This is a genomic window from Leptospira sanjuanensis (assembly GCF_022267375.1).
GTDB lineage: Bacteria > Spirochaetota > Leptospiria > Leptospirales > Leptospiraceae > Leptospira > Leptospira sanjuanensis.
Window position 1 is genome coordinate 162,309 of the sequence record NZ_JAIZBH010000001.1, and the last position, 13,339, is coordinate 175,647.

Annotated in this window: 11 protein-coding genes and 1 rRNA gene; 11 read left to right on the plus strand and 1 reads right to left on the minus strand. The window is 45.7% G+C overall.

The genetic code is table 11. The features are described from left to right. The first annotated feature begins 38 nt into the window (after positions 1 to 38). The 3 genes from LFX17_RS00755 to rrf all read left to right on the plus strand — a co-directional run bounded on the left by LFX17_RS00755 (position 39) and on the right by rrf (position 4,656). The gene (locus tag LFX17_RS00755; protein ID WP_238744615.1) at positions 39 to 2,378 is read left to right on the plus strand and encodes a hypothetical protein; all 2,340 of its coding nucleotides are present in this window, start codon (positions 39 to 41) and stop codon (positions 2,376 to 2,378) included. 207 nt (positions 2,379 to 2,585) lie between these two features. Further along, positions 2,586 to 4,529, plus strand: coding sequence for an FG-GAP-like repeat-containing protein (locus LFX17_RS00760; RefSeq protein WP_238744616.1), 1,944 nt, complete (start codon positions 2,586 to 2,588; stop codon positions 4,527 to 4,529). Positions 4,530 to 4,539: 10 nt separating this feature from the next. Next, positions 4,540 to 4,656, plus strand: a 5S ribosomal RNA gene (rrf, locus tag LFX17_RS00765). 9 nt (positions 4,657 to 4,665) lie between these two features. Here rrf and LFX17_RS00770 read toward each other — a convergent pair. Continuing rightward, positions 4,666 to 4,842, minus strand: coding sequence for a hypothetical protein (locus tag LFX17_RS00770; protein ID WP_238728404.1), 177 nt, complete (start codon positions 4,840 to 4,842; stop codon positions 4,666 to 4,668). 55 nt (positions 4,843 to 4,897) lie between these two features. On the opposite strand from LFX17_RS00770, the gene rpmH reads away from it, so the two are divergent. The 8 genes from rpmH (at position 4,898) to LFX17_RS00810 (ending at position 13,289) form a co-directional block, all read left to right on the plus strand. Continuing rightward, entirely contained in the window at positions 4,898 to 5,059 is a 162-nt protein-coding gene (gene rpmH, locus LFX17_RS00775; protein WP_000828326.1) for a 50S ribosomal protein L34, read from the plus strand. A 40-nt stretch (positions 5,060 to 5,099) separates the two neighbouring features. Further along, entirely contained in the window at positions 5,100 to 5,390 is a 291-nt protein-coding gene (gene rnpA, locus LFX17_RS00780; RefSeq protein WP_238747612.1) for a ribonuclease P protein component, read from the plus strand. Then, complete coding sequence (gene yidD, locus LFX17_RS00785) at positions 5,387 to 5,632, plus strand: membrane protein insertion efficiency factor YidD (RefSeq protein ID WP_238728405.1); 246 nt, start codon at positions 5,387 to 5,389, stop codon at positions 5,630 to 5,632. Before rnpA ends, yidD begins: the two co-directional genes overlap by 4 nt. Continuing rightward, positions 5,622 to 7,502, plus strand: a complete 1,881-nt coding sequence (gene yidC, locus LFX17_RS00790) for a membrane protein insertase YidC (protein ID WP_238744617.1) — start codon at positions 5,622 to 5,624, stop codon at positions 7,500 to 7,502. The genes yidD and yidC overlap by 11 nt, the downstream gene beginning before the upstream one ends. 43 nt (positions 7,503 to 7,545) lie before the next feature. Beyond that, the gene (gene jag, locus LFX17_RS00795; RefSeq protein WP_118954369.1) at positions 7,546 to 8,256 is read left to right on the plus strand and encodes an RNA-binding cell elongation regulator Jag/EloR; all 711 of its coding nucleotides are present in this window, start codon (positions 7,546 to 7,548) and stop codon (positions 8,254 to 8,256) included. Beyond that, positions 8,249 to 9,619, plus strand: a complete 1,371-nt coding sequence (gene mnmE, locus LFX17_RS00800) for a tRNA uridine-5-carboxymethylaminomethyl(34) synthesis GTPase MnmE (protein ID WP_238728407.1) — start codon at positions 8,249 to 8,251, stop codon at positions 9,617 to 9,619. The genes jag and mnmE overlap by 8 nt, the downstream gene beginning before the upstream one ends. 47 nt (positions 9,620 to 9,666) lie before the next feature. Then, positions 9,667 to 10,929, plus strand: coding sequence for a malic enzyme-like NAD(P)-binding protein (locus LFX17_RS00805; RefSeq protein ID WP_238728408.1), 1,263 nt, complete (start codon positions 9,667 to 9,669; stop codon positions 10,927 to 10,929). 281 nt (positions 10,930 to 11,210) lie between these two features. Further along, positions 11,211 to 13,289 carry a hypothetical protein gene (locus LFX17_RS00810; protein ID WP_238728409.1) on the plus strand — a complete coding sequence of 693 codons (2,079 nt, stop codon included), beginning with the start codon at positions 11,211 to 11,213 and terminating at the stop codon, positions 13,287 to 13,289. Positions 13,290 to 13,339: the final 50 nt, after the last annotated feature.

The following is a 13,339-nucleotide window of genomic DNA, read 5'->3' on the forward strand; positions in this document are numbered from 1 at the left end:
AACCGAAAAAGAACCGCGTTGTTGATTGAATAGGAAGCATGGAAGACACGGAACAGGACATAAGCTTTGAGGAACTGGCGGCGAGTAAACCGGTTGAAATCCAGTCCCTCACTCCGGATTACATTTTTTTAAACGAAGGCGCGGTAGGTTTATCCGCGACCGCTCGTTGTATTCTGGACGAACTCAGGGACTGGCATAAAAAAACGGAAAAGCACGGTTCCAAAAGCATTCACCCTTCTTACCTTCTCACGTTAGACAAGCTTGCCGAACTCTTAAATAAATATCGAAACTTAAGCGAACAGGCCAAATCTCCTCCGAGTGTGGACATGGCTTTGCGTCAGTTGGTCGACTACGAGAAAAAAGGAAAAAACAAATCCGCATATATCTATCCGTTTTTGGTTCGAAACGGAGCGAAGGTTTTGGCGCGCATCGCGATCGCAAGTCCGCAAAAGGAAGCGAAGACGGACGTGACTCCGTATCGAGTCGCGTGTTTTGAATTCTCCGAAGAGATGATCGATCTTATTCTTCAGAACCGCGCCAAAAGACCGAAACTTCCCGATGAAGATAATCCGGGCGCGTTCCTGCTTCATAAAAATAAAGCGGGAAAGAATTGGCTTTTTCCGAAGTTGGCTTCGCTGGAAGCGGAATTTTCGACGTTGTTAAAACGCGGATTTCAACCTTACAGTTATATTCCGATGACGGATTTTTTACGGGATTTTCTCACGTATGCGAATAAGAAGAATTACGTGATGAAGATTCTTCCCGACTACCATCTTATTTTGGATGATCTTCAGTTGAATCAGGACGGTTCTTACGTGAATCAACCCGAAGTCATCGCGCATTATCGTTGTCAGGCGGACGCTCTTGAAAAATTCGCGATTCCGTATTTAAAGGAACTCAGTACGAGAGCGGGTTATAGCTTATTCGGAACTCGAATCGCGGAATTCGAACAGACTCATATTCAAATGGTCGAACCGGGAAGAAAACAAAACAGCGAAAAAGTCAAAGCGCTGATTTCGCTGATCAACGATTATCCGTTCGATCGTGAAACGGACGAGTTGGGCAAGAAGGTCGCGGAAACTTGCAGACTCTCGATCCAAATTCTTTCCAAGCTGATGGAAGAAAAAGACAGACTTGTCGAACGAAAAGAAGAAAACGTATTTAAATCTTTGAAGTCGAGACTTCTGAATAAGATCGGGGAAAACACTCTCGAACAGCAAACCTTATATCGTTTTTCTCCCGAGCAAAAATTGAAATCGTCCGGTTTACTTGACGAGTCGCGTTATCCGTCTTTGATCGAAGAATTGAAACGCGATATTACCGCTCAATATGCGATGAAGGAAATACAAAAACCGGATCAAACCGTGGAAATCTACGCGGTGGATCCGGGTTATATGGCAGCGGTTCTTCATAAACTCAGCGGAATGGCGACGAACAATCCGGCGTATCAAAAGGATCTCGAGATCGCGCGGGAAATCAACGCAAGCCTGAGCAATCCGAAACATCCCGGATTAAACGCAAAGCTCAAAGCGGAGAATATCGTAAAACTGCAACAAGGCATTCAAGCGATGGAACAATTGGAAGCGGAGAAACAACGCTCCCAAGAGTTTGCAAAGAAGTTCAATCTTCCGATGGGAATGCTGGGCTTTGTCGCGAGTATGATCTTATTCTTGATCGCTTCCGTACATTTTAAAACGACCGGAATTTTATTCGTGGGAATTCCCGTAAGTTTGTTTCTCGGTTTGATGATCGCGTTCTATTTTAGAGATAAGGAAAAATCGGACATTCTCACCGGCGGAAGTTCTTCGGGGTCGCTCGGTTCCGGCTTCAAGGGAGAATACGGTTCGATGACTTCCTCTTCTTCGGACGGTTATTATTCCGGAGACGATTCCGAGGACGAGCACTTTCAATCCAAAGGCGAAACTCCGAAAGAAAAGAAAGTGAGTTTGATCGCAAAAGGCGCGGAACGTTTCGTATTTCCGAGTCGATTTACGAAGATCACCGATAAGATTCATGATTCCCGATCGCTTCGTAAGAAGATTTTCGAAAACCTCGATAACATTCGAAACAGCGTGGCTCATCTCAAAACGGAGAAGGACGACGACAAAGTCGCTTCCACGATCGAATACGCTTTGTTGCAAAACTCCGCGACGATCCTCATTCCGGACGATATCGTGCCGCAAGGAATGCCCGGTTCCATCATTCTCAGTCACAACGACTTAAAAGCTCCTTTGATCCGCGATCAGATTTCAGAGTTTTTACGCAACGAGGCTCAAAAGAAAAAATACGACAAGAAGCTCGTAAAATATTATACTTTTCTAATCAATACGATCGAAGTCGAATATTACAAATACCTGCCGAGTAGAAAGAAAAAATAATCCGACAATATCGTCCGAATCGCTCGGTTTTTGCAGTTTCGAGTTTCTAATTTTGAAACGAACGATCTGTCCCGCGGGTTGTTCAGTTTTTTACGTGTTGTCTTTGCCGCGCTTGCGCCGCGAATATTTATTGACTAAAGGCCATACCGATTTTCAGATTTAATCGTGCAGTTTCTTTCCGTTCGTTTTAAATTGAAAAATATTACAATGGATTCCATTCGGGGGATTTTTCGACAAACGTTTGTTAGACAATTTCGGACGTATTCTCGGTTCTTAGAAGCGAACTCTTCGTTTTTCTCCGAACGGCTCAACGTTCTTCTTTTTTGTTCGATTCTTTTTTTGTTCGGATGCGACCGGATAAAAAGTTTTAATCCGGGAGATACAAGCTCTTCTCCCTATTATGAAAACGTAATTCTCCAATGTATGATGGGACAAACTCCGGGATGTGCCGCGCCTACGATTCGAAACGTGCAAAATTTGGGAACGCTTCATTCCGGATTTTTGACGGGAAATACGGCCCCATTTGCGTCGACGGTGGAAGTTTCGTTGGACGGTAGTCCGTTTTTACCTGCAACCGTTTCCGGAACGACATGGACATTTGCGCTTCCTACCGGTTCCGCGATTTGGAAGCAGAATACGAAACATTTGATCGCGGTTCGGTCCTCCCTGTTCGCTTCGATCAACGGAATCACGGTCCGAAAGGGAAACAATCAGGACGTAAACGGAGACGGGTTTCCCGATTTGATCGTAGGCGCCAATCAATACAACGGTGGCGACGGAAAAGTCTATATCTTTCACGGTTCGAAACAGGGAGTTCTTTCACAGGCCGCAACGGCGGCTAACACGAGTTTGTCGGCCGTCGTAGTGGGAGGGCAATACGGCTGGTCCGTAACTCTGGGCGATGTCAACGGAGACGGATACGCGGATGCGATCGTGAGCGCACCAAGTGCGGGAGCAGATGCGGTTTATATTTATCATTCGGGTGGAAGTTCGGGAATCGCAACCGGAGCTTCTCCGACTTCTACGCTGACGGCCGGATCTGCCGTTTTTTTCGGGGGTTCGATCGTAACGGGAGACGTAAACGGCGACGGATTTGAAGACGTTATCGTCGGTTCGTACGGTTACAGTACTTCGCAGGGAAGAGTCGATATCTTTCATTCTTCCGGAAGCGCCGGAGTTCCGACGGCAGCCGTCGCATCCGCACAGACAACCTTGATCGGAGCGGCCATCAACAATCGATTCGGAATCGCGGTTTCTTCGGGAGATATAAACGGGGACGGTTATTCCGACGTCTTAGTCGGAGCGGATGGAATTTCCCGATCGTATATTTTTCATTCCAACGGCCCCTCGGGAATTACGAGTCAGAACTTAGGTTCATCAGGAAATTCTAATACTCTTTTGATCGGAGAAAGCGCGACTCAGTTCGGAATTTCCGTTGCAGTCGGAGACGTCAACGGGGACGGTCCCGAAGACGTGTTGATCGGTGCGAGATCGTATTCCGCAAACCAAGGCCGGGCTTACGTGTTTCATTCGAACGGTTTTTCCGGAATTGCAAACCAAGACCTTTCCACAACGGGAACAGCGAATACCGTTTTTACGGGACAAGCCGGTGCGGGTTTTTTTGGAATCGCCGTCGCTTTAGGCGATGTAAACGGCGACGGGTATCAAGACGCGCTTGTGGGCGCGTACGGATTATTGCAAGGGAACGGATTCGTATTTCATTCTTCAGGAGCTTCGGGAATATCGACTCAAAATTTGTCCGGCGGTGGAACGCCGAACGCTGTCTTTAACGGTGAAAACGCGGGCGATCAATTCGGAATTTTCGTTTCGTTTGCCGATCCGAATGGTGACGGATATTCTGACGCATGTATCGGAGCCTACGGTTATTCCTCAAACCAAGGCCGGGCGTATTTGTTTTCCGGCGCTTCGACAGGCATTCCGAATACGTCGGCCGTTTCCGCGCCCACCATTCTCAATGGAGAACCTCTCAGCCAATTCGGTTATTCAATCGCTTCCAACATAGAATCGAGTTTTCTCCGATGGAAACTTGAATGGATCGAAACCATGGAGCCGCTTTTTTTTGGCGAAAAGAATTCTTTGAACTTTTTTCTTAAAATTGGATTGACGGGAGAATTCGGTACGCGAACCTGACTTCAAGATTCCCGGTGACTATAGAGAGAGGGCCACACCCGTTCCCATCCCGAACACGGAAGTTAAGCCTCTCATCGCTGATGGTACTGTGTGGTTCGCTGCATGGGAGAGTAGGACGTTGCCGGGTTTTCTTGTTTTAGGACAGAGAGTTGATTCTGACAATTCTTCTCCGGTCGTTCGGGCCTTCCCTCAGGGCGATTTCCTTTCCCTGAATTTCAAAGAATAGAAATCCCGATTCGGACAAACTCACACCGATCGTGTGAAATAGGTTGACTTGGACCTTTTTCAGAAAGCTTCTGTAAGGAAAGAGCATTGGATTTTTCCCGAAAGAAGAAAAACGCAATCATTAATGCCAATCAGGGATAATTATGAAAAGAAATTACCAGCCCAGCCGAGTTAAAAGAGCGAGAACCCACGGATTTCGCGCGAGAATGGCGACTGCAGGTGGAAGAAAAGTTCTTTCACGCAGAAGAAAAAAGGGCAGATACAAACTAACCGTATCCGACGAAAAACTCGGTAAAAAATACTAAGAATTAAGTCATCGAAGAGACGTTAAAATCCAGGAAGGAGATCCAATCTCTTTTTAAGGCTGGAAAAAGAGTCTCCCGCTTCCCGATCGTTCTAGTATATCTTCCCAATTCTTTATCCAAGAATCGTTTTCTTTATTGTCCCGAGCGCACGGTAAAGACTGCGGTTCAAAGAAATCGGATCAAAAGGAAACTCAGATCGGTCATACACGAGGAAGAGAAGAATTTTCTGAAAGGCTTTGATATCGCGATCTTAGCCAAAAAAGAAATTTTGGATCTCAACCACGGGGAGCTGGTTAAGATTCTGGTCTCTCTAATCAACCGAATCCGATGAACCGAATTGCAATCAAACTGATTCAGCTGTATAAAAAGCTAATCTCTCCTTTACTCCCGCCCGCCTGTCGTTTTACACCCTCTTGTTCCGAATATGCCGCTCAAGCGTTTCAAGAATACGGATTCTTCCGTGCCCTTCAGTTGAGCACTTGGAGAATCTTGAGATGCAACCCCCTTTCTCGAGGGTTTGAAGATCCCTTACCACCTAACATTAAAAGGACGAACTGCACACATGGAAGATAGACAAAGCAGATTATTTTTAGCTTTAATTCTCAGTATGGGAATTTGGATGGGAGTGAATTATTTTTTCTTCCCCTCCAATCCTCCGAAAAAGACTCCGGAAACAAAGGAAGCGAACTCCGATAAACCTTCCGAAACGAAAAAGACGGATCCGGCACCGAACGAACCGAAAAAAGAATCCCAAATAACGGCTCCCGTAAAGGAGACGAAGGCAGTTCCTTCGGACGTTAAAAAGACGTTAGTCGTAACCGATTCTTATATCGTAGAATTCAGTTCTTTAGGCGGTAGAATCTCCAAGTTTTATGTGAAAGACTACATAGGTTCGGATGGGCATATGGTTCAGGTTGCCCGTAAAAATCCGGAAACTCTCACCGTCGACGGCAAAACGTATCAAGGCGTCGAATTATCCAGAGAGAAAGGTTTTGATTTCAACTTTACGGATTCCTTAAACGGTCTCCCCGATTCGGAATGGAATCAGGTTTCGTTTTCTATGGAAGAAAATAAAGCGAATCAATCCGTCGTGTTCACCGCGACCTCACCCGACAAGACGTTTCAGTTGAAAAAAACGTTCCGCTTTTTCAACAACGAAAACTACTTCAAGGTTTCCTTTTCTATCACGAATTTAACCAGAGAGAAACTCGCTTTCGCTTCTCCGAAAACGACTCAATATTTAAGAACGTTCGGAAGTCTCGGACCGTTTCCGAAAGACAGACCTTTGAACGACAGAGACACCGCCAACTTTTTCCGGTTCTACCATTTAGGCGGTTCGTTTAACGATACGTTAGACGGGAGTTCTTCGGTGGGGTTTTGGTCTTCCGTCGGAAACTTCTTTACCGGAAATTCCGGAGCGGACGAATCCTTCAGTTTAAAAACGAACGCGGAAGGTGTGGACTTCGCCGGAACCGGTTCTCGTTATTTTATCGCGGTCGCCGATCCGCTCGATCACAAAGCGCAGGGTGTGGTTCTGGACAACAGATCGAAAAACGAGAGCGGCGCCGTATTAGTATATGATAATATTTCTCTGAGTCCGGGAGAAACATACGTTCTTGATTTCGCTTCTTACGTTGGAATCAGAGAAAGCGTGGGAATGGTTTTTAAAAATCCGGAACTCGATCCGAATCAAGCCAAGAACAGTCCGTTTGCGGGCTTAAGTTCCGATCTGAACAAATCCTTCAATCAAGGGATCACCACCCCTTTCCGAAACGGAATTATCTGGGTTTTGAAGCAGATCTACCGTTTCACCGTCCCGAACTACGGATGGAGCATCATCATCTTCGCGATTCTTTTTAAACTCGTCTTCTATCCTTTGAACCAGAAACAAGCGGATAGTATGAAGAAGATGCAGGAACTCAGTCCTCAGCTCAAGACGATCAACGAAAAATTCGCGAACGATCCGAAGCTGCGTCAGCAAAAAACGATGGAGCTTTATAAGAAGAATAACGTGAATCCCGTGGGTGGTTGCCTTCCTATGGTGATCCAAATCCCGATTTTTATCGCACTTTATACCGCGTTCTCTGATACAATAGATCTTTGGAATTCACCTTTCTTATGGGTCAAAGATCTCAGCGAACCGGACGTAATCTGGACTTCACCGGCGATTCCTTATTTCACTCAAACCGGAATCGGTCTGAACCTTCTCGCTCTTTTGATGGTCGGAACACAGATCTTTCAAACGAGAATGACCTCCGTATCCATGGATCCGAACCAGAAGGTTCTTCTTTACGTAATGCCGGTGATGATGCTTTACATTTTCTGGAACATGCCTTCCGGAGTTACTCTCTATTGGACTTTCCAGAACATTCTTTCCATCGGTCAGCAATGGATCACGAATCACTTAAAGAAAACCGAAGAAAAGAAAAAGGCGAAGGCCTGATCGCGGATCGCGACGCAACGAACTCATTATCGAGGATAAACACATGGAAAATTACATCTTTGAAGCCGAGGCGAAATCGAAGTCCGAAGCCGAAGAGTACACTCTCAAAACTCTCCGATTGAATTCGGACGAGGTTCGTTTTGAAACCGTTGATTCCGGAAAAGGCGGCTTTTTCGGAATCTCCCAAAAGAAACCCGCGGTCGTTCGGGCATACGTTACTTCCCGGGATCTTCCCGCCGAGAAGATCATTCACGGGGTCGTCCTCACCGTTTTGAAAAAGATGGGAATCGAGGCCGAAGTAGTCGGGATGGGCGACGTCGACGGAAAGATCTACGTCGAAATCGCGAGCAAAGAATCCGGACTCGTGATCGGTAAAAGAGGAGCTACGTTAGACGCTCTTCAGTTTATTTTCAACCTGATGGTCGATTCCAAGATCAGACACGGAAGAAAAATCGTTTTGGATATCGAATCCTATAGAGACAAAAGGGAACTTTCTCTCGTCCGTCTCGGAAAATCCGTAGCGGCAACCGTCGCTAAAACCGGAAAGTCCAAACTTCTGGAGCCGATGAATCCTTTCGAAAGAAGAATCATCCACATGGCTCTTCAAGAGAACGAAAAAGTTTTCACAAGATCCGAAGGAAACGGCACTTACAAAAAAGTAAGAGTCATTCCTATGAAAGACAAACACAAATACAAAGACGTTGCTGAGAAAGGTCCGAACAACGACCTTCTCGAAGAAGCGAACTTTGAATGATACGATAGCTGCAGTATCAACAGCTTCCGGGTCCGGTGCGATCGGAATTATCCGAATGTCCGGGCCGGAGGCGCTCACGATCTCTTCCTCCTTTCTCTTTTCAAAAAACAAATCGATTTCCGCGTCCGATATTCAACCGAGAACCGCGATTCAATGCGTTTTTCAAATCGGCGATCGCAAGGTCGATCAAATCTTGTTCTTTTATTTTAAAGCGCCGAATTCTTATACCGGCGAGGATCTATGTGAATTTCATTTTCACGGAAATCCGATTTTGTTAAGAGAAGCGTTAGACGCCATCTTCCGGGCCGGAGCGCGGCCCGCTAAGCAGGGAGAATTCTCGCGTAGAGCGTTCTTAAATGAGAAACTGGATTTAACCGAAGCGGAAGCGATCGGAAGACTGATCTCTGCGCGTTCCCGTTTCGAATTGGAACTCGCGCAAAAAAACGTGTTCGGAGAAGTTTCCCGTTTCACTTCCAATCTGAGAAGCCAGTTGATTTCTCTCAAAGCGGAATGTGAAGCGGAGATCGACTTCTCCACCGAAGATCTTACCTACGAATCTTTGGAAGAAAGAAAGGCACGCATCGAGAGAGTAAAAACTCTTTGTCAAACCGTGATCCGCAAATCCGACTCCGCGGAAAAATTGATTCAACAACTTAGAATCGTTCTCTATGGAGAACCGAACACGGGCAAGTCGAGTTTGATGAACGTCCTTCTCGGAAAGGACCGTTCCATCATCTCCGAAATTCCCGGAACAACCCGAGATTATATCAGCGAAGAAATTCTTCTCGAAGGAATTCCGGTTCGTCTCGTCGACACGGCCGGCGTTCGCGAAACCGAAGACCGAATCGAAAAACTCGGTATCGAACGAAGCGAGAAAGAATTTCAATCGGCGGACATTCGCCTCTTTCTCGTGGATACTTCTAAACATGAGAATTGGAAAGAATTTATAACCAAGACGAAGGATCGTCTCGAAGGATCGATTCTTGTCGCAAACAAAATTGACATTCGAGATTCTTCCTGGAATCCGAGTTTGTTTTCGGAAGTGCGCGATTTGACGATCTGCGAAATTTCTTGTAAAACCAAAGAGGGAATTTCGATTCTTCTCGGGGCGATCAAAGAAAGGGCCGGAACGATGGGACATTCCGAAGATTATGTCCTCTTAGAAGAAAGACAACGTTATCATTTTGAAACCATCGTTCGTTGTCTCGACAATACGCTTCGTTTGATCGGAGAAGGGGCTCCCGCGGAAATTTATATCAAAGAAATTGACTATGCCCTTTCCGAAATCGGAGAGGTGAACGGCAGAGTGGACACGGAAGAAATTTTGGGGAGAATCTTCAGTAAGTTCTGTGTAGGTAAATGAAATGTTATGGTCGCACCGCCTGATTTCAAAAATATGGGAAATATCGTATGAGGGAAAAATCGTTACAATATCACGCGCTTCATCCTAAGGGAAAAATTGAAGTAGTTCCAACCAAACCGACTCAGGATTCTTACGATCTTTCCCTCGCTTATTCTCCCGGAGTCGCTTATCCATGTTTGGAAATTAAGGATTCTCCCGAGCTCGTTTACGAATATACGAACAGGGGAAATCTCGTAGGCATCATCACCAACGGAACCGCGATTCTCGGTCTCGGCGACATCGGCGCTCTTGCCGGTAAACCCGTGATGGAAGGTAAGGCGGTTCTTTTTAAGAAGTTTGCGGGGATCGACGTTTTCGATATCGAGATCAACACGAAGGATCCGGACGAATTCATCAATGCGGTAAAACTTCTCGAACCTACGTTCGGTGGAATCAATCTCGAGGACATCAAAGCTCCCGAAAGTTTTTATATCGAAGAACAACTCATCGAAAAGATGAACATTCCCGTTTTTCACGACGATCAACACGGAACCGCGATCATTACCGTTGCGGGGCTTTTGAATTCTTTCGAACTTACCGGAAAAAAACCGGGCGATGTGAAAGTCGTAATCTGCGGAGCGGGTGCGGCAGGAATCGCGATCGCGGAACTCATTCAACATATCGGCATCAAAAAAGAACAGATCTTTCTCGTGGATACGAAAGGTGTGATTCATCATAAGCGCGCCGATCTCAACGAATCCAAAAAGAAATACGTTCAAACAACGGATGCGACGACCCTGCGCGACGTAATGAAAGATTCAGATATCTTTATCGGAGTTTCGGTGGAGAACATGGTGGACCAAGACATGGTTCGTTCTATGGCGAAAAATCCGGTGATCTTCGCATTAGCAAATCCGGATCCTGAAATCCCGTATCAGGTCGCAAAAGCGGTCCGTTCCGATTTAATCATGGGAACGGGAAGAAGCGATAATCCGAATCAGGTGAACAACGTATTAGGATTTCCTTTTATTTTCAGAGGCGCTTTGGATGTCAGAGCCCGTCATATTACTCTCGAAATGAAACTCGCCGCCGCTCGTGCTCTTGCCGAACTGGCTCGTTTGGAAGTTCCCGATGCGGTGAGCATGGCTTACGGCGGAGCGAAGTTCGAGTTCGGTCCGGAATATTTGATTCCTAAACCGTTCGATAAACGAGTTTTGTTTCACGTGGCTCCGGCCGTTGCGGAAGCGGCCGTTGCAAGCGGTTCCTCCCGTATTCCTTATCCGGGAAGAGAAAAATACCTCGGCTTCCTGGAAGGAATTATCCGAAGCTGAAAACTCCTTGATAAGACGCGTTTTATGTCGAATTAAAACGCGTTTAGAAAGAGCGTTTCATCGAAAGAATACGTTGGAGTTCCCACAATTTCCATTATCCGTTGTCCTAACATACAACTTCTCTTTCGGAAAAAGATCCGATTTATTCCGGAAAAACCCGATAATCAAAAAGATAATATCGTTTTTCGAGAATGGAAATTCCCCTTTTGACTCAAATAGGTTTCGACTTTTGTAAATTTCTACAGTCTCCTAAAACTATAGCCTTAGGGGCGCGGTAGATTATGTCCAAATCCGAAAATCAAGTCCCCACTCCGGAAAGTTTCGTGTTAAGCTCCGAAGAAACTCAGGATATGATCGGAGATCAGGAACTCAAGGTTCTGATGCTTCAGTTTAATCCTGGAGCTTTTAAAGATATCGATCTTGTGGAGAAGGGCGTAGAAAATTATTTCCTATTCAATCAATCTCCTTTCGCGCTTACGAAGATCGAACAACTACAACATCTCAAACTTCACGACTTGAAATTTTTGGAAGAGAGAAGAGGGATTCAATCCTATCAATACCTTCTGTTTCAAAAAGAAATCCGCGAACTTCAGATCGTAAACGTAATCATCCGTCCCGCTTCCTTAAAGGCGGATCAGATCGTAAAAGTAAAACGCGGTTGTCTTTTGCAAAGTGTGGCTGCGATTTTGGAGATGCTTTACGCGCGAGATCAGTTCATTCTCAACGTTTCCAAAAATAGCGAAATCGAAGATTGGGTTCACCAGAATTATCTGAACGTGGACGAAAAGGGAATGCCGATCAACTTGGCCGATTCCAAATTCCTCGAAAAGTCCATGCAGAATTTGGAATCTCTTTCTCTGGAAGCTTTGCTTTCCCGTCTGCAAGTACGCGGCGATCTTTTCAGCAATATTTTTCAGATGCTCAATCAAAAACCGGGAGAGATTTTAAATCAGCTTTCTCTGATCAAAGTCGAACCGGAAGTTCTACCCGTTCTTGAAAAAAGAGGATCGCGCTCTCCGCTTCTTCAGTTGCATCCCCGTTTCCATTTGTTTCAACCTTCTTTAGATGAATTACTCAGTTTCAGAAATGCTCCAAAAGAAAAGGACGAGCCGGGAAAAATCACGGAGCTCGAAATCATATTCGATTTGTTTACCGTGATTGCGCGCAAGATTCTTCTGCAGCTTCTTCCCGGAGAAGATTCGACTTGGATCGAGTTGACCGGAAATTCCCAAGCGGAACGATACGTTCAGGAACTGAAAAAACATCCCGCATTTACTTCCGGAAAAAATTGGATGGGCGGCGGAGATTTCATTAAAGCCTACGAAGTTCTTCTTCAAACCATACGCACGCTCGAAAATCTCAAAAAAGAATCTCTGATCAATCTCATCACGGGCGAGAATCTATTTCGCTTTAAAGAATCGAAAGAACCCGTGAACTTTGATCTTGCCAACTTCGAAGCGGATGACGCTGCGATCAAAAGCGTCGGCATGAGCAGAACGGAATTGTTCCGCGAAGTTTTGGAACGCATCCGGGCAAGAGAGGACTTTCTCAAAAAGGAAAGAAAGGCCGCGGGCGGCGAAGTAATGGGTCTTATGATTTTGGCGAAGAGTATGATTCTCCGCGCTTTTACAGAAGTTCGTCAAAGAAGAACTTCGGTTCATAACTTAATTCGTCAGAACGGTTATCCGCGCGGCATCTACGAATTTTTGCGGGAAGTTACGGACGTAAAAGACGGACAAACCGCCGTCGACGAACAGATTCGTCTGAGTAAGGCGATCGCCGAATGGGAAGAGGACACGGAAAAGGAAAGAATTCGGTCCGAGCGCGCTTCGAAGTCGATCATCGAAAGGCTCATCGAATTCATTCTCAGTTTATTCGGAATCAAATTGACTCCGAAAGAAAAAGAAATCCCGAACAGGGGCCAAGTTAGAAAAGAAACTAAAAATTCGGATTCCGATCCATCCGCTTTCGAAACCGTTAAACCGAAAAAGAAAATGTCTTTAGGAGTGATCGTCGGACCGAAAGAAAAGGAAATGATCGTTCCTGCCCGGGTTCAAAAGGCGATCGATTATGTGGACCGAAAAAACAACGGATTGATTTGGCTCGACGAAGTCGTCGTCGCCGTTTCTTCCCCCGAATTCGGAAAAGACAAAGTGGCCGACCTCATATACTATGACCAGAAGCGGAGATATCTGGAAATCCGAGCGATGAACCAGGTGCGACACGTTTTTATACGAAGAGAATTGGAATCCGACCCGAGTTGGATCCAAACCACGCTGGATTATCTCGACAATGTTTCCGCAAAAAAACCAGAGTTCTCCGCTCTTGCGGACACTCTGAGAAGATTCCAAAACGAATAAGAATTTTTTCGATTCTAATCATATTAGGATTTCATAAAATTCCGTTTTCT